At 59.8% G+C, this 26,035-nt stretch carries 23 protein-coding genes and 2 pseudogenes; 12 read left to right on the top strand and 13 right to left on the bottom strand.

What is annotated here, in order from left to right:
- Positions 1 to 6 precede the first annotated feature (6 nt).
- Complete coding sequence (locus tag OKW37_RS28015) at positions 7 to 3,240, bottom strand: SUMF1/EgtB/PvdO family nonheme iron enzyme (RefSeq protein ID WP_429402843.1); 3,234 nt, start codon at positions 3,238 to 3,240, stop codon at positions 7 to 9.
- A 9-nt stretch (positions 3,241 to 3,249) separates the two neighbouring features.
- Entirely contained in the window at positions 3,250 to 3,858 is a 609-nt protein-coding gene (locus tag OKW37_RS28010; RefSeq protein WP_429402842.1) for a hypothetical protein, read from the bottom strand.
- A gap of 1,033 nt (positions 3,859 to 4,891) precedes the next feature.
- On the opposite strand from OKW37_RS28010, the gene OKW37_RS28005 reads away from it, so the two are divergent.
- The 4 genes from OKW37_RS28005 to OKW37_RS27990 all read left to right on the top strand — a co-directional run bounded on the left by OKW37_RS28005 (position 4,892) and on the right by OKW37_RS27990 (position 8,655).
- Positions 4,892 to 5,299 carry a hypothetical protein gene (locus OKW37_RS28005; RefSeq protein WP_429402841.1) on the top strand — a complete coding sequence of 136 codons (408 nt, stop codon included), beginning with the start codon at positions 4,892 to 4,894 and terminating at the stop codon, positions 5,297 to 5,299.
- A gap of 980 nt (positions 5,300 to 6,279) precedes the next feature.
- The gene (locus OKW37_RS28000) at positions 6,280 to 6,789 is read left to right on the top strand and encodes a hypothetical protein (RefSeq protein ID WP_429402840.1); all 510 of its coding nucleotides are present in this window, start codon (positions 6,280 to 6,282) and stop codon (positions 6,787 to 6,789) included.
- A 2-nt stretch (positions 6,790 to 6,791) separates the two neighbouring features.
- Positions 6,792 to 7,676, top strand: coding sequence for an adenylate/guanylate cyclase domain-containing protein (locus OKW37_RS27995; protein ID WP_429402839.1), 885 nt, complete (start codon positions 6,792 to 6,794; stop codon positions 7,674 to 7,676).
- A gap of 193 nt (positions 7,677 to 7,869) precedes the next feature.
- Positions 7,870 to 8,655 (top strand): DUF2971 domain-containing protein, encoded by a 786-nt coding sequence (locus OKW37_RS27990; protein WP_429402838.1) that lies wholly within the window; start codon positions 7,870 to 7,872, stop codon positions 8,653 to 8,655.
- Positions 8,656 to 9,320: 665 nt separating this feature from the next.
- Here the strand turns inward: OKW37_RS27990 and OKW37_RS27985 are convergent.
- The 8 genes from OKW37_RS27985 to OKW37_RS27950 form a co-directional block, all read right to left on the bottom strand.
- Positions 9,321 to 9,869, bottom strand: a complete 549-nt coding sequence (locus OKW37_RS27985; RefSeq protein WP_429402837.1) for an antitoxin Xre/MbcA/ParS toxin-binding domain-containing protein — start codon at positions 9,867 to 9,869, stop codon at positions 9,321 to 9,323.
- Between the two features lie 3 nt (positions 9,870 to 9,872).
- Positions 9,873 to 10,259 carry a hypothetical protein gene (locus tag OKW37_RS27980; protein ID WP_429402836.1) on the bottom strand — a complete coding sequence of 129 codons (387 nt, stop codon included), beginning with the start codon at positions 10,257 to 10,259 and terminating at the stop codon, positions 9,873 to 9,875.
- A gap of 897 nt (positions 10,260 to 11,156) precedes the next feature.
- Entirely contained in the window at positions 11,157 to 11,603 is a 447-nt protein-coding gene (locus OKW37_RS27975; RefSeq protein WP_429402835.1) for a hypothetical protein, read from the bottom strand.
- Positions 11,604 to 11,626: 23 nt separating this feature from the next.
- Complete coding sequence (locus OKW37_RS27970) at positions 11,627 to 12,466, bottom strand: hypothetical protein (RefSeq protein WP_429402834.1); 840 nt, start codon at positions 12,464 to 12,466, stop codon at positions 11,627 to 11,629.
- 3 nt (positions 12,467 to 12,469) lie between these two features.
- A complete protein-coding gene (locus OKW37_RS27965) occupies positions 12,470 to 12,727 on the bottom strand; it encodes a hypothetical protein (RefSeq protein ID WP_429402833.1) in 258 nt (85 codons plus the stop codon).
- 80 nt (positions 12,728 to 12,807) lie between these two features.
- Complete coding sequence (locus OKW37_RS27960) at positions 12,808 to 13,203, bottom strand: hypothetical protein (RefSeq protein WP_429402832.1); 396 nt, start codon at positions 13,201 to 13,203, stop codon at positions 12,808 to 12,810.
- Positions 13,204 to 13,460: 257 nt separating this feature from the next.
- Positions 13,461 to 14,246 (bottom strand): metallophosphoesterase, encoded by a 786-nt coding sequence (locus OKW37_RS27955; protein ID WP_429402831.1) that lies wholly within the window; start codon positions 14,244 to 14,246, stop codon positions 13,461 to 13,463.
- A 4-nt stretch (positions 14,247 to 14,250) separates the two neighbouring features.
- Complete coding sequence (locus tag OKW37_RS27950; RefSeq protein WP_429402830.1) at positions 14,251 to 14,691, bottom strand: hypothetical protein; 441 nt, start codon at positions 14,689 to 14,691, stop codon at positions 14,251 to 14,253.
- 266 nt (positions 14,692 to 14,957) lie between these two features.
- Between OKW37_RS27950 and OKW37_RS27945 the strand changes: the two genes are divergently transcribed.
- A complete protein-coding gene (locus tag OKW37_RS27945; RefSeq protein WP_429402829.1) occupies positions 14,958 to 15,257 on the top strand; it encodes a helix-turn-helix domain-containing protein in 300 nt (99 codons plus the stop codon).
- Between the two features lie 501 nt (positions 15,258 to 15,758).
- Here the strand turns inward: OKW37_RS27945 and OKW37_RS27940 are convergent.
- Positions 15,759 to 16,043 (bottom strand): annotated as a pseudogene (locus OKW37_RS27940) (DUF899 family protein); the annotation flags it as partial.
- A 286-nt stretch (positions 16,044 to 16,329) separates the two neighbouring features.
- On the opposite strand from OKW37_RS27940, the pseudogene OKW37_RS27935 reads away from it, so the two are divergent.
- Positions 16,330 to 16,782 (top strand): annotated as a pseudogene (locus OKW37_RS27935) (LysR family transcriptional regulator); the annotation flags it as partial.
- 219 nt (positions 16,783 to 17,001) lie between these two features.
- Here the strand turns inward: OKW37_RS27935 and OKW37_RS27930 are convergent.
- A complete protein-coding gene (locus OKW37_RS27930; RefSeq protein ID WP_184064685.1) occupies positions 17,002 to 17,607 on the bottom strand; it encodes a peroxidase-related enzyme in 606 nt (201 codons plus the stop codon).
- A 177-nt stretch (positions 17,608 to 17,784) separates the two neighbouring features.
- Between OKW37_RS27930 and OKW37_RS27925 the strand changes: the two genes are divergently transcribed.
- The 6 genes from OKW37_RS27925 to OKW37_RS27900 all read left to right on the top strand — a co-directional run bounded on the left by OKW37_RS27925 (position 17,785) and on the right by OKW37_RS27900 (position 24,452).
- On the top strand, positions 17,785 to 18,201 hold the full coding sequence (locus tag OKW37_RS27925) for a cupin domain-containing protein (RefSeq protein WP_429353309.1): 417 nt from the start codon (positions 17,785 to 17,787) through the stop codon (positions 18,199 to 18,201).
- Between the two features lie 302 nt (positions 18,202 to 18,503).
- Positions 18,504 to 19,523: a rhodanese-like domain-containing protein gene (locus tag OKW37_RS27920; protein WP_429402828.1), complete on the top strand. Its 1,020-nt coding sequence runs from the start codon at positions 18,504 to 18,506 to the stop codon at positions 19,521 to 19,523.
- A gap of 247 nt (positions 19,524 to 19,770) precedes the next feature.
- Positions 19,771 to 19,992: a hypothetical protein gene (locus OKW37_RS27915; RefSeq protein ID WP_026226309.1), complete on the top strand. Its 222-nt coding sequence runs from the start codon at positions 19,771 to 19,773 to the stop codon at positions 19,990 to 19,992.
- Positions 19,993 to 20,301: 309 nt separating this feature from the next.
- A complete protein-coding gene (locus OKW37_RS27910; protein ID WP_187610714.1) occupies positions 20,302 to 21,636 on the top strand; it encodes a glutamine synthetase family protein in 1,335 nt (444 codons plus the stop codon).
- A 49-nt stretch (positions 21,637 to 21,685) separates the two neighbouring features.
- Positions 21,686 to 23,140 (top strand): aspartate aminotransferase family protein, encoded by a 1,455-nt coding sequence (locus OKW37_RS27905; RefSeq protein ID WP_429402827.1) that lies wholly within the window; start codon positions 21,686 to 21,688, stop codon positions 23,138 to 23,140.
- Positions 23,141 to 23,720: 580 nt separating this feature from the next.
- Entirely contained in the window at positions 23,721 to 24,452 is a 732-nt protein-coding gene (locus tag OKW37_RS27900; RefSeq protein WP_429353306.1) for a DUF2278 family protein, read from the top strand.
- Between the two features lie 133 nt (positions 24,453 to 24,585).
- Here the strand turns inward: OKW37_RS27900 and OKW37_RS27895 are convergent, their stop codons facing one another.
- Entirely contained in the window at positions 24,586 to 26,004 is a 1,419-nt protein-coding gene (locus OKW37_RS27895; RefSeq protein ID WP_429402826.1) for an MFS transporter, read from the bottom strand.
- Between the last annotated feature and the right edge of the window lie 31 nt (positions 26,005 to 26,035).

The raw sequence follows: 26,035 nt of genomic DNA, 5'->3' as shown, positions 1-26,035 counted from the left end.
CTCCTTTTAACTTGCCTGATGCGTAGGAATGGAAGCGCTTGCAGCGCCTGGAAGGGAAAGAGATTGATCCATGACCAAGCGGAAGCCGCAATGTGCAAACCGGTCCGCTGGATCATCGGCTGCGCGAAGAAATGTCGCCGGATTTCCCACATCGTGATACCAGCCCCCTCCCCTGTCAACCCTTCGATGTACTCCGGAATCCTCAAAATTTGGAAAGTCTCCGCCTGAACGTACGAGTTCGGTCAGTTCGTCTCCTTCGATGAACCAGTTGTTGCACCACTCCCAGACGTTACCCGCCATGTCCATGGCACCGCAAGGCGCTGCCCCCGAGAGATAGAGTCCCACGGGCGTCGTCATGTTCGGCCCTTCCTGCCATGAATTCAACCGATCCGCATGCCAGTCGTCGCCCCACGGATACCTGTATTTCACTTTGTGTAGATCATCCCAACTGGCCGCCTTCTCCCATTCGATTTCTGTCGGTAGTCGGACACACATGCCTGTCTGTGATGCCCATTGGCAAAACAGGTTCGCTTCGTACCAGCTTACATTGACGACCGGGTGATCTTCGAGCGCCTGTGGCGATGTCGATTCGAGAAACGACTGTGGATAGCCGTGGTTTGCATCAAAGAGGCGATACATACGATTCGTGACCAGCATTCGCCCAATTCTGAAGTGCGGAAGCTGGGACTCGACACTGCAGGGAACCCACGGCGGCTTGAGCGGATCGTCTTCGGCGGCGCCTAGCACGAATGGTCCGGCAGGAACGTCGCACCAGTAGTCCATCTCAGGCTTGCTGAAATCCTGGCCGCTAAAGAGGTCGTGCGGCGGCTTGGGTAAATGTTCGAACAAGCGCGCCGCTAATGAATGGCCTTCGGCTGTAGACGACTGCTCCGCGATTAATTGGATGAAGTACAGATCGGCACGTGGCATCTTTTCTCGCGCGGAATCTAAGTACGAACTCAGCAACGTGAGCACCTTGACCGAATCGAACATGGTTTCGAGCCGCCGGAAAATCGCTCTGCGCTCTCTCAGATCTTCGTATTCACCCACTTGCAGTATCGCCAGCGCTACGTCGGGGTCGATACGCTCGACTTCCGCCAGCGCACGAAAGGCAAGACCGACCGGCCCGTTGGCGAGCGCCGCGAGATGGTGCGTGGGTCGGTCGGTCAGGCCTGCGAAGAGCGTAAACACTTCGGACCATTGCGGGTCCTCAACGTGTTGCTGCACGAAGTCGTCGACGGCATCCTCGTGCATCAGGCTCAGCATGTGGGCGCAGAAGTATTCCCTGAAGCCGCGGTGCAGATAGGAATAACTGCGTCGCAGGCTGTCCACTGGAACGAGGAGGCCGGTGTTGCGCGACACGTCGAGAATGAAATCCTTGGGGCCGGTCCACCGACCACAGGCAAGTTCGTTTGCCGACACTGCTTCGATCGATGCCTCTAGACGCCGAGAAGGATATACTTCACGAGCAGCGTTAGCCTGAACTGCGGCGTGCACATCGAAACTCAATCTCGCCAATATCGTTTGAGCGAGTTCAGGGCTTTTCACACCCTTCCCATTGCGGTGCCTGCCCTCCAACAGAAGTTCGGACGCGGTGCCCAAAAGTTGAGATCGCTTCTCCCACGCGAAGCCGTCGCCGTTCTGTAATTCTCTTGCCAGCAAGCCAAGCACAGATAAGGTCAGAGGCACGCTGGCAAGATCGCGAAGCTCCGCGCTGCCGGAGATATTGCGCAGAAGCTCGGCGCATTGAGCCGCACCGCAAATCTGGAGCAGCAACTCTCGCTGCTGTTCGATTCTGAGCGGTGCAATCTCGAAAACCGGAAAATCGCCCATTCTTCGAAAGCCCACCTTGCGCGACGTGATCACGGCTGCGTTTCCCTCACTCGCTCCGATTACGCCGAGAAGGCGTTCGACGATCTCATCGCGGTTCGCGTCAGAAACCTCGTCGGCACCGTCTAGCAGCAGTATGATACGGCCCTGTTCAACCGACTCGGAAATCGGACTCCATAGATCGGCGATTCCCAGCTTGCCTGCGTACGACTCCACGTAATGCTTCAACGACCAGCGCGGGTCACGTTGCACGTCGGCTTCGAACTCGGCGAGCGACAGGAGGATTGGCAATTTGTCGCCGTGCTCTATCGCGTCTGCTGCGATGCGCGCGGCCTCCATCTGAAGAAGAGTGGTCTTGCCGCTTCCGGGATCTCCAAGGATGTGCATACGTCGAATTGTCGACTGCTCTCCGATCAACTGCCGCAGCTTAAATTTCTGCCTAAGACTAAGCGGGTACACATCGCGTTGATAGCCGGCGGTATACCCCGAGCCGTCCAAACCTGGCTCTCTCATGCTAAGGTCCACCGCGATCGACGGAAGCGCGACGTCCGCGGGCAACAAAGGCGATGTCTTATGCTTCCACCGTTCCATCAAGCTCTTGGCATATCTGCGCACCGACTCCACATACACCGTGCGCCCAATCGGGAAGTCGGCAACAGCGCTCGAAATGGGCGGCGCCGAACGTCGCGACTCGATTGGAGGTTTGATCAACTCCAGACCAGCTTTGCGCGACAGTTCGCCAACGCTCAGAATCGGTGTCCCGTAGAACCTTCCGGTAGGCAAATTTCGGTCACAGACTTCTCGCGTTATGCCGACGACTATCAAGGGTCCCGTGCTCTCGCCTTGCGGAAAATAGCAGATGGGCGCGCCGGAGATTCCACGTAGCAGGTTATGCGAAAACACTTCCGCAGACAGTTCGAGAAGCTCCACGCTCCTTGGCACCTGCTCTCCCAACCGCTCGCGAAGTAATTCGATCCCGGCGATCTTTCCCCAGAGATTGGAGTACTGCGTTCTCATTCCCGAAGCGCAGCCTCGAACGAGGAATGAGGCCTGCAAGAGGTGATCGCGGTCGTAAGCCGCCCATGGAAGATCCGGAAGCTCCGGGTCTTGCGCAAGTTCGAGGATGGCAATGTCGTTACCGATCAGATACGAGTCCACACCGACTACATCCTTGACGGCAATGACCCTATCGGGAAACTTCAACTCGAGCTTGCTTGCAAGCCCGAGCGCGTGGGATTCCGCAATACAGTGGTGAGCCGTCACTGCGAAGTGCCGCGCAGTATGCGCGGGATCGCGGACGTGCACGAGGAACGCCGTTCCCAGACTTGCGGGATCCGGCGAATCGGGGAGCGCACACAGCAGTTCGGCGCTCGACGCACGCAGCGCGGTGACCGTGAACGATTCGGACATTATCTAATGTCACGCGAGCGCTTCGAACCCGCCGTTCTCATGTTGCTGAACGAGTGAAACGTTTTTTGAACCCCATAGAGGTTTCTTTGCCTTGAGTTGCTCCATGGCTGCATAGATCTGGCTGCGTAGTAAGGCAGGGCGCTCCAATCGAGCGGAATTCAATGCATCGACAAGTACATCCGGCGTCGGATAGACCGGCGGTGTACGGGAATTGTCGTGCTTGATTCGAAGCAACAGCTTCCATTCCAGCAAGTCCTCGATGAGGCAGCCGGATGAGAAAGTCGAAGCAAGCACCTTGAACGCGAAGGTGAGCGCCGCCGTATAAATGGAAATGGGTTCCACATGGTTCGTCACCACTCCCGAGAGCGCGATGGGAATGATGGCTGTAATCAGCGTTGAGATGTCTCTTGGCGAATCCTCGGTGACCGCGAGGCGAAATGGCCCGATCTGCCGCGTAGCGACGCCAGTCGACTCGCTAGTCGCAAGGCCGTGGTCCGTTAGGATAGTGCACAGGTGCCACGTGGCCGGCGCTTCCACCTTGACGGTGTCCGAGCTTCCTGTGCGGCGCAGATAGTCGGTCATTGAATCAGCGATGAGGTCATCCAGTGGCTTCGGCATTATGAACCCTCGTACCAAGAATTCTACTAAGACCAATCGGCAATAGTTTGCACATTGTCATGCTCGAACTTGGATGACCTACGAGACTCAGCATAGTACATATGGGAGTTGTTGGGAAATCTGGTGAGACTCTGTGCTAGTCGGCGGGATCAAAGCGTTGAGAATATTGAAAGGACGCCGCGTCGACTCCTCCTTCGAACCGGTATCAGTCTGGCCGGTGCATCGTCACGCCGATGAAGTTCCGCAACGGAGTTGCCTTAACGTTCGCGTTGCTTATGATAATAGTCTCTCGGTGTATGTGCGCCTTCGCACATTCTCTGCCGCAAGGCTTCGGTTGCCGTGACGCGACTGCGGTGCAAACGTGGGCTGTCGTACCGTGCTGATGGCGCAGGTCTCTTCTTCGACTATCATCAGCCAACTACGCTGACATTCACGGGTTGGCCGATGGCCGTGATTTCGACCGCGAAGTCACCATCCTTTGCGTGCGGTAGTATCTGCGCGCTATGTGCGCGCTTGTCCAAATCACGCTGAAAATGATGGCGAGGCACGTCTTTCGCTGATGGACAGCCTGGTCAGGCGTTGAGTGAAGCTCCATGCCGAAGTTCGTCAAAGGCTGTAATTGGTTTTCTTGACGGCTAGCCAGTCGTGGCGATTCGACGAGACCTATGTGAACAACCGCGCCAAACGGATCAATCTTTGCCGCACTGCTAACTGAGTGCTGCAGGAAAAGCATTTTTTATAAAGGGGATCAAATCTCTGGGGCGCGCTGCGATCACCGTGGACGGTAACATGGCATCACATCGAGCCATTCGAGAAAGTAAGACCGACGCGCCGCTGATCGAGCGACCGAAGTTATCGTTGTTCGGCCGTCACAGCGTCGATCGATCAACGTCGGCAAGGGCCGAATCGTGCGTGTAGCTCCTCGGTTAGCTACCGGTGCACTGCAGCCGTTCCAACGGCAAGGTTCCCCGCTCGCCGAACGGCCGTTCGTGGCCGGCAGTACGCGTTAACGGCAACCGCCGGAAAGCGGTCGTTGAAGATTTCAGCGGCCGCCCTACAGAACGTTCGTCGAACTGATGCTATCGGCCACAAGCTGTCATTTGTCTTCGCCGTCGCCTGGTCATTCGAGTGGCTCCGCTGCTCAGGTCAACGGACCTTCATGAAAGCGCCGCGCCGGGTCAATGCCGCCGCGCCTGGCTTACGGGTTGTTCAGAAATCGCAAATAGAAGGCTGCAAACACCAGGACAATGCCGATGTTCGCCATCAACCGTTCCCAGAACCGGTTCCTGAAGAACAGCAAATCTACGCCAACGACAACGGCTATCAACACCACAACGTAAAGCACGACGGACATGTTCCTTGTCATCTGAACCACCAGTTCAAATATGTCAACAGGCGCTTACCATGGAGTTGCCGGATTTACCTCCAGGCTCCGAATTAGTCGACGCTCGGTCGGATGCGCAAATGAGCCGAAGCCGCCGATCACGATCCGCGTGGTCCGCCCAAGGCAGAGCATGCGTGTCCTTCCCGCCAAATCTTACGTTTGCTCCTCCATATTCGAGTCTCTCGCCCAAGCCTACCCGAGCTCGGGCGTGCCGCCCAAGGTCGTGTGGGGCCGGGGCCGGGACCGGGCCAGTGTCGGTCATTCGGCAACGTCGGTTTATTCATTGACAATCGCACAATCAAGCCACGCGGGCTATGCCGCTCCGTCTGCCGGACGGACGAGGCAATTGCCGCAAGAGTGCGCCTTGCCCGTTCGCAGACGCCCGGCGCTCACTGCCACTTCAGCACCGCAGTCGCACCGGCAAGTCCACAATCCATCGCCCTCATACTGCTTCGTTGTTAATTGGCCGAAAACCTCGCCGCTCTTCAGAGCAGGTGAGCCCGGTCGCGACCGCCACACACGACGCTGCTCACGGCAGCCGCAATCACGTACTTCACCGCCCTCCACGTTCATCAGCGCGGCAGTCACATGGCGGCCGCACCGGCATCGCCAGACCCACACTTCCGCGCCGCGATATTGAAGCGCGACGAGGTCTCCGAAGGAGCGACCAGCGACATCGCGACCTGGCGGAAAGGGCCATTGAGGATGCAAAGGGCGGCGGATACGCTTGTTCACGAGAGGTAAGTGGGGTGCAGATTCCTGCTCTCAAGTGTAACTTGCCCTTGACCTGGAGCGGATCGGCAACGCAATGACCGACCCTCCCCGTGCCGCGGGCTGTGGTTGGCCAGTTACGGCCGTTCGCACGCGCTCCCGAACGGGCATTTAAGTGTCTTGCCTGTCTGCTTAGCGGACGCTCGCCAGAGTGTTTAATTTGTCGCGTTGCTGGTCATTGCGAACATCACCCTGAAGGGATCACTAAATGTTGTGCTTTTTGGAGTAGGATACTACCACTTATAGTGGCAATACCAACGACATCGATGAACGAAGCGGATCAGATCAAGACGTTCCAAGCAATGGCCGAAGTTTCACGGAAGTGGATCACGGTACTTGACGCGAAAGCCGGCTTTCTCGTCGCCATCAATGGCGCGTTGCTTGCCTTCGTGTGGACTGGCGCAAAGCTGCCGGACAGCACGTTGCATTGGGTGAAGGCATTCGTCTATGCCTCGTCGGGGCTCGCGCTGATATCGCTTCTGCTAGCAGTTTCGGTTGTATTCCCCCGGATCAAGCTTGACACGAAGCCTTCAGTCGAGCCGGTCACGTTCTTTGCACACGTGGCCGGGAAATATGGAGAGCCGGAGAGTTCACTCTTTGCCGACGCTGTGTTGGAAATGAGCGATCAGGCGCTAGCTCGCGAAGCGCTTGAGCAGCATCACGCTATTTGTCATGTGGCACTGGTAAAGAGCAGTCGAGTTACACACGCTGCGGCCTGTTGGGTCGGGGCGCTTATTTCAACCGTAGTAGCGGTTCTCGTAAAGGTAGCGGGGTGAAGATGGAAAGCAACTGGCGCAACTACACATCTGACGACAGTGACGACCGCTTACGTGACATTCTCGACGCGCCGGCGGGTGCGTATGAGGAACTGGACTACATCCCTGACCGTGCACGCCTTACCTACACGAACGGCTTCTACGTTAATTGCACGGCTGTTTTCATTGATATTCGTGGAAGCTCGAATCTTACTTCCATGCATACCACACCGGTTCTGGGAAAGATTTATCGCGCCTACATCAGTGAGTGCATAGCTCTGTTAAATACATACCGGCAGTGCAAGGAAATTTTCATTGCGGGGGATTGTGTCAGCGGAATCTTTGACACACCGGGCAAGGTGGATATTCTAGAGGCATTGGTCGCTGCGGCGTCTCTCAATTCCTTAATTAATCATCTTAATTGGCGACTCGAAAATAGGGGGTACACGCCGATTAAATGCGGTATTGGCATATCGTACGGGCGCGCGCTGATGCTGAAATCGGGATACACCGGCTCGGGATTGAACGACGTCGTCTGGATGGGTAACGTAGTAAACGACGCATCGAACCTTTGTCACCAAGGCAACAAGAACGGTCAGTTGTCGGTCCAAGTGGCAACGGTCGTCTACCAAAATCTGGATGCTTACTCCCAAAGCCTCTTATCGCCCGTTTACGAACCATTCCTGCCTATCCGAATGAAACACTATCAGGGTGACGTGATCAACAAGGGCATGCAAGATTGGCTGGACAACAAGAAAACTGTAGCACCAAACAATTCGATGACAGCGCTAATGCTGCTCGCGGGGGGACAAATCCCAACGCCACCGCATAGCTCCGTCAACTCGTCGCAGAACACGCTTGCTTCCCTCCTTTATCCGTCGACCAAGAAAAAGATAAATTGGCTCTGAGCGCAATCGGCCAGACTGCAACCGTGCCAGGCGACAGCAACAATGTGACCCAGATCGCCTGGTCCGGCAATAGCGTCGCCTGAACGAACTGGGCTAACTTAGCGGCAGTGGGTCAGCGATTAAGCTAGCTACAGCATACGCTCTTTCGCAACTTCCAGTTAATGTGATCATTCTATTAATATCAGGAAATTAGATGTCGTCAACCCTATATCACTACACTGACCCGGCGGTTTGCGTTAGCATTCTTCAACATCGGAAAATCAGACTTTCTGCGCGGTGGCACTTGAACGATCCGCGGGAAGGCGAGGATTTTGGCGACCTCCTTCGTTTGTATGCGGGCTCTAAGGGGATAAGCGAAGCGCGAGTGAACGCGGTCATGCAATTGTTGGATCAAAATCATTTCTATGTGGCATGCTTTTCAACCGAAGGCGATCTACTGAGCCAATGGCGCGGGTACGCCAACGATGGCATGGGTTTATCCATCGGCTTTAGTCGCGACCGGCTGCACCAGATTTTAAAAGGTCAATCTCAAATGGTCGTCCGAGATATCATCTACGCGGATGAATTGAATGATATCCGTGGAGATTCGGAGCTGGGGAAAGCATTTGAGACTATTTTCACGCACAGCGATTCCCCCAACGATAACGTGCTCCAGACTCTCGCAAAAGTACGCTGGTCAGTCAAACGCAAGGCATATCGCGAAGAAAGTGAGTTCCGCGTTATTTTCACTCCACTTAATATAGAAGAGCTTTCACAATCATTAGGTAAGGTGAAGTTTCAGCGCGGATTCTTCGGCGCGAGGAGCGAGATCCGCGATTTCATCGAGGTGGAATTCGATATCGATGATTGGTCTGGCCTTGTTACGGAGGTAATTCTCGGGCCGAAAAATCGATCGAACGACAAAGTGGTTAAGGACTTTCTAATTAACAATGGATTGACGTCTACGAACGTAAAGCGATCATCCGCGCACTATCGATAATTCGGCCGGCCGTTCGTAACCCGACGAAGTTGGCTTGGCTCGGCCAATGACCGTATCGACCGACAAGCGGCAGCCATCCAGGCGCAGACGAATGGCGGCCACGCTTTTGAGAACGGACGTTGCCATCACAGACAGTGGAATGACGGAAACGGGTCGAGAGTTCGCATTCGCTCGCTCTAAATGTCGCGTTCGAGGTCGGTGCGAAACGAACGGCAGAAGAGCAACCTGAAGCTGCCTCACGAGCGGCGAGGAATGAGCGGCGGCTTTGGCCGAATTGCTTCATAGCGCATCCGGCAAGTTCCGAAGTGAACCAGCCATTGGAACGACGGCTTTCAGCGTTGCGCGAACGGCAACTATTGGCCGACTGTACGCGTTCAGCAACGGAACCTTGATCAGCCATTCGCAGGCTCGCACGATGCCACCGGCCGCTTCGTGGCTTGATAGCTCAGTGAGCGCAACCCGAGCGCACCGGTCAGCCGGATGTGGGGGCTAAAGACCGTTTTTCCGGTTGCGTCCGAAACTGCGCGGCGAAAAGGCTTGCTCAAGGGGATGCCCAGCGACAACATACAAGTTATCGCATCGGATGATCGCCGGCTTTAGGCGATGTGCGGATGCGCAATCGGGCAACAAGTTCTTCAGTCGCGCCCCCAAGGTCCGGCCTTTTGCTATCCGTACCCTTCGTCAATCCGCACCAGCGCTTCCTCAACCAGCCGTGCGTCATCCTCGGTCTTCGCCATTTCGAGCGCAGTTCGGCCGGCAAACTGCTTGTGCGGCATGACCAGCCACCGGATCGCCTTATCCTGCTCCCGGAAGACGGCTATCGCCTGCGCGACTATTTTCGCGAGACGTGTCGCAAGGAGTAACGTGCCACGGGACTCGTCCTGCTCGCCGAACAGCAGTGGATTCATCTGGTCCACAGTTACCCGCACGTCGGGTCGGGAAACGACGCCCTTCAAGGCTTCAATCACGTGATCCGTTGCGGACGGCGGATCGACCCGCAGCCATGACCCGAGCGTATCGCGGAGACACTGCTGACAAAGATCAATGCTCAGATGGGCACCGTCGCCAAAAACCGAGCCAAAGCCGCCGCGCCAGTCGAGCGACACTTTTTCATACCACTCCCCCTGGTCATCATCGGGTGACATGCGCTGGCTGCAGCGGTCGCATGTGCAGGCGGCGATCTCCTGCACCATCCTGTCACGGTATTCGCGCATGACCTACTCCCTTTCCCAGCCCGACTTTTTCCACCCCGGAGGCACGAGACCGAGCTGCTTCGCGGTGGCGACCGGCAGGCGCAACAGCACCGTGCCCGGTCCGCGCTCCAGGTTCCCGAGCATCGTGACTTCGGCGGCTACACCGTCAAGTTCCAGATACACGACGTCCTCGGGCTCAAAAATCTCGGCGTAAAGATCCCAGCCGGGCTGACCGCCCTCTTTCGCCTGATACCGGATGTGGTCCTTGCTGCTCATAAATCGCTGTTCCTTTTGCGAGCGTTTAGCCGACGCGCCACGTGTCACGGGCAGTCGCTTCAGATACTGGACGCAATCCGCGTCGTCAATGACATAAGCCTTTTTCTGCCACGCGGCGGTCGCGCGTTCGGACATGTGCCCATCAGATCGAGCTGACACTTGCATCCTGGCATCAGCGATGACCGTTGAGAAAGTCGAACCAGTCTTGCGCGTAAGCGCACCCTTGATCGGGAATGCCCGAACCGGCCAGTTTCCGGTCGGAAAGGTCCTGTCGGGTCGGGAAATTCGTCCATGGTTAGTGTTGTAGACGGCCCCGGGCACGTCCGGTCGATCCGCGCGGGCTGCACGCCAGCCCGAACCTCCGGCACAGGCAGCACGGAGTTGCGGCTGCGCCACCAGCCTGACGGCCAGCTCAAGCCTTGCGCGTGGCAGCAGCTGCGAAGGCGTGCAGGGTTTGAGTTCGCCGCTGTCGTTGGCGTACCAGAAGCACGATGCATCATCCGGCGCACCGACTTCCCGCCACAGCCCCGTGACGCGCTCAGCCGCGCACTCTGCGTGCCGACGCGGTCAAGCACATAGATGGCAATGGTACCCGGTTCGAATTCGCTGGCGGCATCGTGCAGGGCCTCGGGGCCGGCGACCGGCCAGCCTCCGGCGCGTCGGCTGCGTCGGGCGCGTCGTCATCCGATCGGATCACCCAGAAGTTCACCGTCCCACAGGTCCAGGCAACATACTTCCACGCCGGTTGCGACCCAGCCAGGGGCGGTCGGGTGGGATCGGCCCATGCTGTAATTGTCATCAGCATCGAAAGATTCCTTTCTATTGCCCGGAGGTGGGCCGGGACCCTGCTTACGGCAATCAGACGACAACGACCCGACGCTCGCGGACGCTGCATGAACGGTTCGCACGACAGGGGTGGCAGCGGCGGGCCGGACTATGGGCGGTGGGGATCGGTTCGCCCTGGATTTTCAGTGGCGATTCAGGTCGCACGCAGCTCTCTCCTGCTTGCCACGTAAAACATGTTTCCTCGCCTCAGCGTTGACCGTTGATGAAATCAAACCAGTCGTGCGCGAAAGCGCAGCCGTGATCCGGAATGCCCGAGCCGGCCAGCTTCCGATCGAAGAACGTTCTGGTCGGCTCGGGAATTTCATCCAGACGCACGTAACGGTAGCCCGCATCGTTCGTGCGAACCGTTACCTCCGGCCGTGCAGGTCGCGGCGGCAACGCTTCGCGCCCCTGATTCAGCGCGGTGGCAAGACAGCGGGCAACGAGATCCCATACGCTGCTCGCCCATCTCGGATAGCGGCGCACGACCGTCGGTTCGCCAACCTCGCCGAGTATTGCGTCGCTCAGGGTGACCCTGTAATCGCCGAGTGCGCCGGTTGGCCCGTCACTCGCCCGTGCGATATCCGCCGTCGCGATGACACGCTTCCCCTCCTCCTGCCCACCGGGCAGCAACTCAATGGTGATTCGAAGCATCCGCTTCTCCTTCTGTTGACCTTTCATCGGGTGCAGCAGGCGTGCAGATCCGCAGTCGCCCGGACAGCCATATGCACCGCGGCCGCCGGCGCGACCCGGCTCGTTCTCGGGATGAACATCAACAGATTGGTCACGGCTAACAGATTCGTGGCCCCCAGAGTCTGCCGCCTGCAGACCGTTGGAGCGGTCAGCCACATCGTTTCCTCAAGCACGGCCGCAATTGCCTTCGCCCCCATTCCGGCGTGCGAATGCGGCAACAGCCGGACGGGCGAAGCATCGACGAGTCCCTGCAGGGCACTATGTTCCAGCTCGTTTATTTGCTGGCGCACCTGACGCGTCAGCCCTGCTCTGGCATCCTGTGGGGTCGCACTACCAAGGTTTTCCAGCCCGTTTAGAATCAACGACGCCGCGGCACGTGTTGCGTCCAGTTTCATCACGATCCGGTCGATATCACTGAGGTCCGTCTGGCCAGTATCTAAAGATAGGTCACGCGTCATCGGGACAGTCGCGTCGTTGGCGATCGCAGCATTCACCTGCTCAGCAGACAGCGCATCATCAGCATCATGCCGGAGGATGCCTCGCAGCGAACTCAGCGGGATCTGAATCCGGGGATGGTTCGAGGTCGTAGATGCCTGTTGATGAGATCCGCAACCATTCACCCATAGTGTCCCGCACACAGTGCTGGCACAGGTCGATACTGATTGCGCAGCCATCGCCGAAAATAGAATGAAATCCACATAGTCGGCAATCGAAACCCGCTCATGCCAACCCCAGTCGGCCTCATCCGGGGTCATGCGTCGTCCGGAGCGATCGCACGTGCACCCCGAGACCTCGTGCACCCCTTTCTCCCGGAATTCGAGCATGCCCTACTCCCTGAATCGCGACGCATCCCTTGTCCACTCTTGTGGAACCAGCCCCAACTGCCGTGCCGTAGCCGTCGGCATACGCAGCACGACAGTGCCGGAGGGATGTCCCCATACACTGTTGATCATGGTCGCATCGGCCTGCACGCTTTCGAGCTCCAGATAGACGGTGTCTTCCTTCCCGAACATTTCGGTGTAAGGCGTCCAACCTGGCAGATCGCCGGTCTTGTCCTGAAACCGGATAGTGTCTTTGGTGCCCATGACGGGTTTCCTTTGCAAGAATCAGTCGACGTGTCCGGAGAGGGATTGACCCGGTAAGAAGATGATCACGTCACTGGACGTTATGCTCCGAATGTTCCTCGGAACCGGCGTGCGGCATCAACGACCGCAACGTGGTGATCAAGCGCATCCTTGGGCGCGATCGGGGCAGTACCACCCTCCTCCACAATCCAGCCGTTGGGAAAGTGAAACCAGGCGGCAATTGTCCACGGGTCCGTGGCGGCTCCGAGCTCTGCCAGAATTTCCCGGATGACCGGCAGCGGCTGATCACGATCATCGAACTGGTATCGGGCAAAGTACCGCTGACCTTCAGCTTCCACGCCAAAGATCCAGCCGCGTTGCTGCCATCCGGCTACGTCCGCGGGAACGGTGTCTGCCCCGATCCACTCGCCCTCGGCCAGTATCTTCAGGATCGTGTCTTCTCGCTGAACCTGAAGACTGTGGAGGGCTGTAGTCATCGCTGTTCCTGTTTTACGCGTGGCGAGCGCAAAGGCCTTCAGGCGCGCCCGTAACTGTGCGCTGCTCTCGTCAGGCGGCAATGACTGTCGCCGTCTTTTTCGCCGGTTCGCCCTAGTCAGGCGCGCTCCATGTCGAGCTGCTCCCTCGAGTCCGTCGTCCTGGGGGTCAACCATTTTTTTGCAGGCGATCTCCTCGCGGCAGCGCCCATGCGCATGGCCAGAACGTTTGCGCCGCCTCAGCGCGCCACGGCACATGCTCACAACTCGATCATCAGCGCCGGATCAAACGCCGGGTTTTCCCATTTCAGGTCGGTCGGCGCACCCGCCATCAGACGGTTCGTCGCATAGCCGCGCGGGTTGGCAATCACCCGCGACTGGCCAACCCGATAATCGAACGAGTCATGCACGTGACCGTGAATCCACACGTCGGCCAGCTCGAGCACAGGTCGCAGGTCACTCACGAATGCAGCGTTGACCGGGTCGTTCGCATAGCGCGGATGCACCGACGGCGGAGCAACGCCGTGATGGGTCACGACGACCGTGCGCCCGTCGAAGGGCTTTGCCAGCTCGGTCCGCAACCACTTCACTGTCTTTTCGTGCTCCGCCAGCGCGTGCTCCGGCCGAAAACGTGTGCCGTCGCCGACGCGGATCACACGATGGTCATGCAGCATCCGCCCGGCCAGCGCCATATTCCGGTCGCGCACGCCACTGAGCGCATAGTCTGTCCAGAGGCAACAACCGAGAAACCGCACATCACCCATGACCAACGTGTCGCGCTCAAGGTAATGAACCGCAGTACCGGCCGCGCGCATACGGATGGAGGTGGCCAGCGTATCGTACTCCGTGCCATACGCTTCATGGTTGCCATGCACGTAGATGACGGGCACCGGCCAGCGCGCAAACGGCTCAACCGCATCGGCCCCTTTCGCGATGTCCCCCGCGAGCACCAGCACGTCCGCATTGGACCGCACGACCGGGTTGAAGCCCGGAAAACTCTGGTGCACGATCTCCAGATGCAGATCCGAGGCGATCTGGATACGCATGCCGTCAACTCATACCTGCGACATCAACCGTCGGTTTGCGGCGGCCAGCCTTCGACGAACGCGCCGGCGTGGACGGGTAAATGCGCTTTCCGAGGGAGTGTTTCTCGGCGATACCGACAGGCATCGAGAATTCCTCGCCCGCTGCTGTCGTGAATCGCGCGAACGACACCAGCGGATGGTCCTCGTCATAGGCTGCGGTTGCGCCGATGTGAATTTCGCTCAGCGGCTGCAGACTCCATTGTGCCGAGTCCTTGTGCGGCTTCACGCTCAGCACTGCCGCGCCCCGCACGGTCTGGCCGTCTGCCGTCAGTTGTAGCAGCGTCTTCGCGGCACCCGACGCGAATTCCACCATGACAACCCGGGGCAGGTCGCGTTTGCTGGCGGCAAATTGCAGGATGAGCACATCACCACAACCCGCCATCTCGGCAACGGCCCACAACGCCATTCCGGGCCATGCCGGCAGACGGTTCTGGTCAGAAGTCAAAAACATAAGTCTAGATTCCTATCTCTACAGGCCATCTACCGCCGCTTTTGAAAACAGCCCGGCGGCCGTGGGTTCGCAGAATGCCGCTTTCAACTTCTGCGCTGAGACGCCGCCGAAGCCGCTATCGCCACGCTCAAAGAAGTGGTGATGACACGATAATTCATACTGCAGTATGAAGACAAATTATAGCGGTAAAAGGACAGTGCTCCCATTTCACGGGAGCAAATTTGGAAGCAGCGGAAGCCTTCGGAACTGTGCTGCGTGCACGCCGGCTTGAGGCAAACCTGACTCAGGAACAGTTGGCATTTGAGGCTGAGATTCAACGGGTATATGTAAGCAAGCTGGAATTGGGCCGCGCTCAACCAACACTTGCAATGCTGCTTACTCTGGCTAGGGCACTTGATTGTGCGGCCAGCGAACTGGTTGCTGCTGTCGAGCAACATATCGCGAACGCCCACACGAAAAAGAAATCTGGACTTGAGCCCAGACGCCAGCGCGCTAGGGCAAGCGGGAAGCTTCCAAAATAAGCGTGCGTATTGGGTGAGGTATTCCAGCTAGCGGAACGCATGAGCGGCGCCCTTCCGTGTTGCGCGCCGCCCTTTTCTAATGACGCGAAATTCATTGTGGTTGCGCCTGCATACCGAATCCCTCACTACCCCAGGTTCCAATGCGTCCCAGGAATCGTCGAGCGTGCGTTTGCGCACCACATCATGGCTTTCCTTCAGAACATCGCCCCGGCGCTTCACAGTGCCTAACATTGCGCCTTGCGTCTCGGCGCATGCTTTCCGGTGATAAGGGGCACCTCTACACCGTTCCGCGGCCCGTTCCCGGACCCGCTGGAGCGCACCATGCCCTCCCCCGTCCCCTTCGCCCCTGACGCAATCTGCGCAATCCTCCATCGAGCCTCGATGCGGATTGCCATGCGCATCTTCCTTGACTGCCCCCGAAGGATCAGCCATCGTGGTTGTGTCGCATGGACATATCGGCACTCCCCTCAACCCCCTACCCGGCAGGGGTTAGGCGCGTGTCCATACACCGCCAACTAACGGGTGCAGTGTGCCGAACATCTGCGATAGCGTGACCGGGCCCGCTTCGCCGTCGAAGCGGTAATCCTCCGGCACGACACCGCCCGCCGGCAGCGCGCGACGCTGCGCGGCAACACGCTCGATCTGGCGGCGCAGCTCGATCTCCTCGGCGAGCAACGCGTTGCGCGCGCGTCGATATTCGGGGCTCTCGCCGGGAAAGCGCGAGGGCAAGTCGGCCAGTTCGCGGGCCGGTTTCAGCGTATGCATCGAAGTGTTTGCGTCGTTCATCAGTCATCTCCTTGTGAGAAATCGTCAGAAAAACGGACGGAAGACGAGCGGGCATCGTCGCTTTGCCGCCCTTCCTGTAGGGACGACGAACGAGGCCGCGGAAAATCGACAGGCCTCGCCATGATTTTGCAGCGGGGGCTTTTTGCGGCGATTTTGCCGGCGGTTTGACCACCCACTCGCCAGGCGCCGGCGCAAGGTATGCTTGCGCCAAACAGCAAGCTCGTTACACCCGCCAACACCACCCGGCACGCGCGCCACGCACGACGCGGCGCCTTGGGGAACGCACATGCCGCTTCGTCTGCCACTCCTGCCTGCGCTTCGCTGTTTCGAAGCGGCCGGCCGGCATCAAAGTTTCAAGCTCGCCGCCGCCGAGCTGAACGTCACGCCGAGCGCGATCAGTCATGGCATCGTCGGACTCGAGGGAGCGCTCGGCGTCGAACTGTTCGTGCGCGAGCCGCGCGGCATCTCGCTAACGGCGATTGGCGCAGATTATCTGTCGTACGTCTCGGAGGCGTTTTCGCTGATCGCGATCGGCACGCAACGTCTGCCCAATCATCGCGCGGATCGGCCGGTCGCGCTCAGCTGCGCGCCGACCTTCGCGTCGCGCTGGCTGCTGCCGCGCCTCGCCGGTTTTCGCGCGCGCTGGCCGCATGTCGTCGTGAGCGTGGACACCTCGCGTCGCCAGGTCGGCTTTCCGGTCGACGGCTTCGACTTTGCGATCCGCATGAGTCGCGCGCCCGGCTCGTTTCTCGGCGCGTGGCTCGGTGGCCTCGTGTTCGATCTGACGAGCTCGTACTCACTGCTATGGGTAGCGACGGTCGCGGCGGGATTGATCGCGGCACTGCTGCATTTCCCGATCGACGACACCGTGGTGATGACGCCCGCGCGGCGTTCATCTCGCCCCGCGCAGGCGTGACGCGAATTGCCGATAGAGATGCTGAAGCGATTCCAGTCGAGGCTACTTTTTCGGTGCATCCGCCGCGGCTTTCGGCACACGCCCCATCAGATAGAACTCGTCGTTCGGACGCATCGAGATCACGTTGGCCATCCGGTTCGACAGCCCGAAAAACGCGGTGATTGCCGCGATGTCCCAGATGTCTTCATCGGTGAAGCCGTGGCCGCGCAGTGTCTGGAAGTCTTCTTCGTCGACCGTGCCCGACGCGCGGCACACCTTCAGCGCGAAATCGAGCATCGCCTTCTGGCGGTTCGTGATGTCGGCCTTGCGGTGATTGACCGCGACCTGATCGGCGAGCAGCGGCGCTTTTTCGTAGATGCGCAGAATCGCGCCGTGGGCGACCACGCAGTAAAGACAATCGTTGACCGCGCTCGTCGCGACCACGATCATCTCCCGCTCGCCTTTCGTTAGACCGCCCTCTTTCAGCATCAACGCATCGTGATAAGCGAAGAACGCGCGGAATTCGTCGGGCCGATGCGCGAGCGTCAGAAACACGTTCGGCACGAAACCCGCTTTCTCCTGCACTTCGAGAATGCGGGCACTGATGTCTTCGGGCCACTCGCTCGGCTCGGGCACCGGGTAGCGGCTGATGGGCTGAAGCGTGGCCATGTGCTGTCTCCGTGATCTCTGTCGGGGTATGCCGACCATTGTAGCAACGCGATTTCGCGCTCGCCCGCGCTTCACCAGGTCCGCTCGATCACGTCCGACATTGCCGCCCGTATCGTCTAGACTTTCAGTTCGGCATGCGTGAAGCCGCCCGGCACGGCGGCGACGAAAGGAGCGACCATGTCAAACGTTACGCACGACGCGCGGGCCCCGGTGGTCAAGGTGCGACCCGAACGGGAAATGGCGACGATGCAGCGGCTGCCCTATTTCGTCGGCATTTCGGCGAGCACCGCGGGCAGCACCGGGCTGTCGATGTACATGGTCGTGGTCCCGCCTGGCGGCCATGCGGAGCCGCACTTTCACGCCGACTACGAGACGGCGATCTATATGCTCGAAGGCAAGATCGAGACGCGCTACGGCCCGGGTTTGCGCGAGTCGGTTATCACCGAGCCGGGCGACTTCCTGTTCATTCCGCAGGGCGTCCCGCATCAGCCGTTCAATCTCGACGCGAACGCCGCGGCGCGCGCGATCGTCGCGCGCAATCACGCGGACGAGCATGAGCGCGTGGTGCCCTATGATCCGTCCGAGGATGCGTGAGGCAACGGGCCTCCTCCCGGACCGCCTCGCCTGAAGCGAGGCAAATCATGCTTCTCAAGCCGGTTTGATCCACTTGCCGCGCGGCGCATGCAGGCCGCGCCGCGTCGTGCGCCGCGCCCATTCGTCGGTCGCGCGCGATTTCGTCGGCGTTCTTTCACGACGCCGACTCGCCACCTGTGCTTAAATCCGTCTTTCGCGTCGACGCGCGCGCGTGCCCCCGCACGGCCGTTCGCGTCGCTCGTGGCATGTATCGGCCTCGGCGCGGACGATTCTTTTTTTATTGGCTTATCAGGAGCGCGGTTGTGTGGCATTTCCCGGTCGCTATTCCACCGTCTGCCGGCGTGTGGGCCGTCTTCGTGAGCGTGCTCGTCACGCAGCTCGGCATGCCGATTCCGGCCGCGCCGATGCTGATTCTCGCTGGAACGATGGCCGCGGTGGGAGAAGCCTCGTACGTCAACATGATCTGCGCGGCGGTCGGTGCGACGCTGATCGCCGACTCGCTGTGGTTTTTCACCGGACGCGCGTACGGCCGCCGTCTGCTCAATTACCTCGTGCGCTTCTCTCTGTCGCTGGACACCACGGTACGCGTCGCGCGCAATACCTATGAGCGCTATGGCGCACCGATTCTAACCGTCGCGAAGTTCCTGCCCGGTCTCGGCCTGATTTCCGCGCCGCTGCTTGGGACGACCGCTATCGGCGTCGGCGTGTTTCTGTGGTGGGACATGGTCGGTGCCACGCTGTGGGCCAGCGTCTGGGTGATCGGCGGCGGCGCCCTGCACGGCCAGATCGTGCAAATGATGCTGCTCGTGCGACACAACGGCGGCACGATCTTCGATACGTTCGCGGTGATCTTCGCGGCGGTTCTGGTGTATCGCTGGCTGCGCCGCTTGCAGTTTCGTCGCTGGCTCGCGCATACGCGCATTACGCCCGATCAGCTCGACGCGATGATGAAGTCGAACGAACCGCCGCTGATTCTCGACGCGCGCCCGAGCACCGTGCGCGAAAAGGAATCGCACCGCATTGCCGGCGCCCGGCCGCTCGATCTCGAGTCGCCCGATCCGATTCATCCGGAATACCTGAAGCGGCCGATCGTCGTCTATTGCGTGTGTCCCAACGAAGCGACCGCGAAGCGCATCGTCAGGCAATTGCATCGGAAGAACATTCATCATGTGCGCGCGCTGAAGGGCGGTCTCGATGCGTGGGAAAAGCGCGGCTATCCGGTCGAGCCACTGCCGACCGACTTCAATAGGGCGATGGCACACATGCTCGAAGACAAGGGCAACGAAGGCGAATACACGGTGCGCGCACGTCTCGCGGAGTGAATGAACAGTAGACGAAACACGCGGCATCACGCTCGATGCCACTTTGCCAAAATCTAAAAATAAATTGACGGCATTTTTAGCTCGTATATCCTAGCTATTGGTAGATCGCGTGGGCGGCGCGGCGAATTGAGCTACTACCGTCCAGTACCGTTTCTTCTCGATCAACCCGTGTCCTGTTTCTTCAATATCCGCTGTGGATTCGAAACGGGCCGTTCAATACCCTCAACTACGCCAGTCGAGTGTCATCGTGAGAGTCCGAGGCCCTTTGGTGAATTGGAATCGCAGTCAGGCGCGTTGTACTTGCGCTGACGGCGCCAGCGCCGACGGCAGCAACGGCAGCCTTGCGTTTCGCCGCTTTCTGTCCGTCATCACAGTCCTGTCGCGTCGTTCCGTTCGACGCCGCAACGTTCTCTCCGCGCGCGCGTTCATCGCGGTGCGCACAGACGAAGTCGCTTCGCTGCTGCCGTAGCGCCTCTCCCGTTTCATCTCTTTTCGCTGCTCGATTCGTCCGTTTGCACGCGTTTTCGCGAGCTGGCTGCTTGCGTCCGCGCGGCACTGACTGATCACCGCGCATCGCGACGGATTCAATCGAACCGCTTCTAATCGGGTAAGCGCTGCGCGTTATTGCGCGGATTCGCTTTGGCATCGACTCGCCTTGGCGTTTTCCCACCTCGCCGCGCGATATTTCGCACCTTCGGCGACGCGTGTCGCCCGCGCATGAATACACGAAACCCTGCACACATGACCCAGGTCGCGGACCAAAACAGAGAGAACAATCATGCATGACATCGACGAATTTCTGAAAAAGCATCATGTCACCGAAATCGAAGCAATTATTCCGGACATGGCCGGCATCGCGCGCGGCAAGATCATTCCGCGCAGCAAGTTCGAATCGGGCGAATCGATGCGTCTGCCGCAGGCGGTGATGATCCAGACCGTCACCGGCGACTATCCGCAAAGCGATTCGCTGACCGGCGTCACCGATCCCGACATGGTGTGCGTACCCGACGCGAGCACGATCCGGATGATTCCGTGGGCAGTCGACCCGACCGCGCAGGTGATTCACGATTGCGTGCATTTCGACGGCACCCCGGTCGAAATCTCGCCGCGCTGTGTGTTGCGGCGCGTGCTCGATCTATATAAGGCGCGCGGCTGGAAACCGGTGATCGCGCCGGAGCTCGAGTTCTATCTGGTCGACATGAACCGCGATCCCGATCTGCCGTTGCAACCGCCGGTCGGACGTACGGGTCGCGCGGAAACCGGACGCCAGGCGTATTCGATCGAAGCGGTCAACGAATTCGACCCGTTGTTCGAAGACATCTACGAGTACTGCGACGTGCAGGAACTCGAAGTCGATACGCTGATACACGAAGTCGGCGCCGCGCAGATGGAAATCAACTTCATGCACGGCGATCCGCTCAAGCTCGCGGACAGTGTGTTTCTCTTCAAGCGCACCGTGCGCGAAGCGGCGTTGCGTCACAAGATGTACGCGACTTTCATGGCGAAGCCGATGGAAGGTGAGCCGGGCTCGGCGATGCACATGCATCAAAGCCTCGTCGATATGGAAACCGGCCGCAACCTCTTCACCGCCGCCGACGGCGAGCCGACCTCGCTGTTCACCGGCTATATCGCCGGCTTGCAGAAATACACGCCGGCGCTGATGCCGATCTTCGCGCCGTACATCAATTCGTACCGGCGTCTGTCGCGTTTCATGGCCGCGCCGATCAATGTCGCGTGGGGTTATGACAATCGCACGGTCGGCTTCCGGGTTCCGCATTCCGCGCCGGTCGCGCGCCGCATCGAGAACCGGATTCCGGGTGTCGATTGCAATCCGTATCTGGCGATTGCCGCGACCTTGGCGGCGGGTTATCTGGGCATTACGCAGCGGCTCGCCGCAACCGAACCGCTGGCGAGCGACGGCTATGCCCTGCCCTATCAATTACCGCGCAATCTCGAAGAAGGCTTGACGTCGATGAGCGCGTGCGAGCCGATTGCCGAAGTACTCGGCGAGCAGTTCGTCCGCGCGTATCTCGCGTTGAAAGAGACCGAATACGAAGCGTTTTTCCGCGTAATCAGTTCGTGGGAACGCCGGCACTTGCTGCTGCACGTTTGAGTGCTGCGGGCCAATCGGTCAATGAGAACCTTGAAAAGACGGAGGCAGTATGAGCTATAAGACTGAAGACGTGATGTATGCGCAAAAGGAAACGTCGCAGCATGGCGGCACGAAAGACGCGCCGACCTCGCAAGCCACATCTCGCAGCACCGCCGAATACCGCGCGCTCGATGCCGCGCATCACATCCATCCGTTCTCGGATATGGGCTCGCTCAATCGCGCGGGTTCTCGCGTGATCGTCAAGGCGCAAGGGGTGTACCTGTGGGACTCGGAGGGCAACAAGATCATTGACGGCATGGCGGGACTGTGGTGCGTGAACGTCGGCTACGGCCGCCAGGAACTGGCCGACGCCGCATTCCGGCAGATGCGGGAACTGCCGTACTACAACACGTTCTTCAAGACGACGCATCCGCCCGTGATTGAACTGTCTGCCCTGCTCGCCGAACTGACGCCCGCGCCATTCAATCACTTCTTCTACTGCAACAGCGGCTCGGAAGGCAACGATACCGTGCTGCGCATCGTCCATCAATACTGGGCGGCGCAACGACAGCCCGCGAGGAAGTTCGTCATCGCGCGCAAAAACGCTTATCACGGGTCGACGATCGCGGGCGGCACGCTCGGCGGCATGGCTTATATGCATGAGCAGATGCCATCGAAAGTCGAGAACATCGTGCATATCGATCAGCCCTATTTCTTCGGCGAAGCGGCAAGCGATCAGACGGCGGAAGAATTCGCACTGGCTCGCGCGCGGCAGCTCGAAGCGAAGATTCTCGAACTCGGTGCGGACAATGTCGCCGCATTTATCGGTGAGCCTTTCCAGGGAGCGGGCGGCGTGATTTTTCCGGCTGAGACGTATTGGCCGGAAATCGAGCGCATTTGCCGCAAGTACGACGTGCTGCTCGTCGCGGACGAAGTGATCGGCGGCTTCGGCCGAACCGGCGAATGGTTTGCGCATCAGCACTTCGGCTTCGAGCCGGACCTGATCACGCTCGCGAAGGGACTGACGAGCGGTTACGTGCCGATGGGGGCTGTCGGTCTACATGATCGCGTCGCCCGCGCACTGATCGACAACGGTGACTTCAATCATGGCCTCACCTACTCCGGGCATCCGGTCGCGGCGGCCGTCGCGCTTGCGAATCTGAAACTGCTGCGCGACGAGAGGATCGTGGAGCGCGTCAAAGCGGATACGGGTCCGTACTTTCAGAACAAACTGCGTGAGACGTTCGCCGGTCATCCTATCGTTGGCGAGATCAGCGGCGCGGGCCTCGTGGCGGGCGTGCAACTCGCCGAGAAGCCGCTCGAGCGCAAGCGCTTCGCGAATGGCGGCGATGTCGGTACGATGTGCCGCGACTTCTGCTTCAACGGCAATCTGATCATGCGCGCGAGCGGCGACCGGATGTTGCTGTCGCCGCCGCTCGTGGTCAGCCGGCCGGAAATCGACGAAATCGTCTCAAAGGCAAAAGCGGCGATCGATGCGACCGCGCGACAGGTGGGCATCCGATAGCACTGCGTGGTTGCGATTCAGTTTCCCTCAGCCGTCGAGTGCCCGCACAGCCTTCAAATCGCCGGTCAGCCGCAGGATCGCACCAATCATCTGCCCCCCGTGACCGCCGCCGGAACGCGCGGCGGTCCTACTTTACGTTGTACCGGTCGCGCGAGCTTTCCAGGTTATGGTCAGAAAGGCCACCAGCCCTTACCGCCGTTGCCTGCATCATGGTCCGGGTGCGACCCGTCATGATGCCCGTGCGTGTCGGAGTCCCGGTCGAAGTCGAAAAGATCGAACAGGTCGCCGATCGCGGGCGCATTGACCGGGCGACTTCGTTCCGTCGAGCACCCCTCGTTGATCTGTTCGACGGCCGCCTGGCCGTCAGCCGTCGTCCGACGCGAGGAAATGCCACGCCTTGTCCTTGTGCGTCTCCAACCCGTAGCGCCACGCGTGATGACCATTGCTCGCCCACCGCAATAGCGTTGGGATAAAAACATTGCAAGCGTATGACAGCGGGCGCGGTTGTTTATCGACGTGTAGCACCGTATGCTTGGATATGTCGCTTTCCGTTCGTCAACTTCGAGAAGGTCATTCCGTCATGAACGAATACTGCATGTTCAAGGGAAAACTGCTGCGCGCGGCGCCTTTCAAAGATTCTTATATAGGCAGTCCGCACTATGTGATCACGGTGACTGGCAACGACAACACGCCATTCAACATCGTCGTCAATTCGGCGTCGACGCAACCGGGCGCAAGCGGTAACGACAACGTGTACTTCTATGCTGATCTGAACTTCGCCGATCCACTCACCGCGAAACTGCAGCCCCTGAACCTCGGCCTCTACACGAGCGGCTTTCCACGGCTCGATTACTTCCAGGACAGCAGCCTGCTCGACATTCACCGCATGCGGCCGGTCCCCTACGAGGATCAAAACGGCAACCGCGCCGACGTCAACGACATCATCGACGAAATCCTCACCATCGACGAAAGCAAACCGTCGAAAAGTCTGCCCTACGACAACGGCAGCGGCCAGTTGCACAACCGCGATTTCTGGACACCGACCACCGCGGGCATCGTGGTCTATGGGTTCGGCTTTCTGTTTCTGCCGAAGAAGGACGGTCTTCACGAGACTCACATGAATCAGGGCAATCCGCGCGGCCCGCATTACAACGAAAACGGCGCGTTCCAGGACGGCGCGGTGATCGTGCAGCGCGCCGATGGGTTTGCCGCGATGTTTACCGCGTTTCAGACACAGTATTTGCCGACCAATGCGGCCGGCGATCCGGCGGCGAATGCAGTGGCGTTGCCCGTTTATATTCAGCGAGGTTGATAGCGTCGCTCGTGCATGGGGGCAAGTGGAAACCGCCGCGATGCGCGAGAAACAGGTTCTTGCAAAGGGGAAAACCAGATCGCGCGCAAAAGTCCCTCGCGATACGAATGCACCGCGAGAGACGTCGCGTCGATCAGCGCGCGCTCGCGGCGCCGCGACGCGGAATATGCCGCTGCACCACCGCCAGCGCGATCAGCACGATGACCATTGCGATACCGAGCATCAGCAGATAGCCCGAAGCGCCACCGGCCGTGATCACCGCGGCACCGGCGAATGCGCTCAGAATCGCGCCGACGCGGCCGAACGCGAGTGCCGACGCGGTGCCCGTCGCCCGCACGCTGGTCGGATAGACGTATGCGCACAGCGCGTACATCGTCGATTGCACCGCATTGACGAACAGCCCGTGCAAGCCGAGACCGACGATCATCAACGCCGTATGCTGGGTCGCGCCGACGCCGAGCAGCATCCACGCACTCGCGACGCCGCCCGCGCAGCACAGCAGCAGCGGCCAGCGCGAGCCGTAGCGCCCGATCGCCAGCGCGCACAGCACCGCGCCGATTACGCCGCCGAGGTTGTACGCGCTCAGGCCATAGCCCGCGAGCGACACGCTCAAGCCCTCACTCGTCAGCATCGACGGCAGCCAGCTGAACGCCGCATACACCGCGAGCAGGCACATGAAGAACGCGCCCCAGATCGCGACGGTGTCGCGCGAACGGCCATCGCGGAACAGCGCGGCAAAGCCGACGTGTTTCTCAGCGCTTTGTTCGCGCACATCGGTGAAGCTCGCATCGGCCGACACGTCGCGCGCCATGCGCCGCAACAGCTTCACGAGTTCGGGCCAGCGATGCGGACGGCGTGCCAGAAAACGCGGCGATTCCGGCAGCGCCGCGAGCAGGACGAGGGCGAGCACGAGCGGCAGCACACCACCCGCGACGAACAGACCGCGCCAGCCATAAACCGGCAGCATCTGGCCGGCGAACAATCCGGCGACCATACCGCCCAGCGGCACGCACAGAATGGTCGCCGTCACCGCGAAGGTACGAAAACGCGCGGGCGTGAACTCGGCGGTCAGCGTCGTCGACGTCGGCAGCACGCCGCCGATGCCGAGCCCCGCGATAAAGCGCAGCGCCGCAATGGCCGCGACGTTCGGCGCGAGACTGATCGCGCAGGTCGCCAGGCCGAACACGAACACGCTGCCGATCACGGCCCAGCGGCGGCCGAAGCGATCGGCGAACAGCCCCGCGAACGCGCTGCCGATACCCATGCCGACCAGCCCCGACGCAACCACCGGCGCAAATGCGTTGCGCGTGATGCCCCACTCCTTGGTCAGCATCGGAATCGCGAAGCCGATCAGCTGGCTGTCGAAACCGTCGACGACGATCGACAGCGCCGCGAGCACCACCGCGATTTTCTGCAGCAACGTGTAGGGGCCGTCGTCGAGTGCATGACCGATGTCGACCGTGTTGCCGCCGCGCGCGATGCCGGCGAGCGCCGCGTCGTCGCGCGCGGTCGCGGTCGAGGCCGCGGCCGAAGCAGGAGGAACGAAACTCATGAGCCTGTCTCCGTTGTTTGCGCTGCACGCG

It is taken from the genome of Paraburkholderia sp. MM5482-R2 (assembly GCF_050436125.1).
GTDB classification, from domain to species: Bacteria; Pseudomonadota; Gammaproteobacteria; order Burkholderiales; family Burkholderiaceae; genus Paraburkholderia; species Paraburkholderia tuberum.
Note: the sequence above shows the minus strand (reverse complement) of the source record. Positions and strands in the feature narration are given on the sequence as shown.